General features: G+C 47.6%; 1 tRNA gene. It reads right to left on the bottom strand.

Going from position 1 to position 290, the window contains the following annotated elements:
- Positions 1 to 157: 157 nt before the first annotated feature.
- Positions 158 to 233: transfer RNA gene (locus G6Q29_RS21565), tRNA-Glu, on the bottom strand.
- Positions 234 to 290: the final 57 nt, after the last annotated feature.

Here is a 290-nt window from a genome sequence, read left to right as displayed (position 1 = left end):
TGATTGCGAAAATTTGAGAGACTCGAACACACATGAGCTGTGTGTCGTTTCAATTTTCAGCTTGATCCAGATTTTTAAAGAGCAAATATCTCAAACGTGACTCGCAAGTCAGTTTTGAGATATGACGGCAGGTGACTTTCACTCACGAACCAGCAAGTGGCGTCCCCTAGGGGATTCGAACCCCTGTTACCGCCGTGAAAGGGCGGTGTCCTGGGCCTCTAGACGAAGGGGACGTACAGTCTCAATCGCAAGACGCCTTGCTATTTACTTTTCATCAGACAATCTGTGTG

The sequence above is a fragment of the Enterobacter cloacae genome (genome assembly GCF_011078175.1).
GTDB classification, from domain to species: domain Bacteria; phylum Pseudomonadota; class Gammaproteobacteria; order Enterobacterales; family Enterobacteriaceae; genus Enterobacter; species Enterobacter cloacae_Q.
This window is presented reverse-complemented; position numbering and strand designations above follow the sequence as displayed.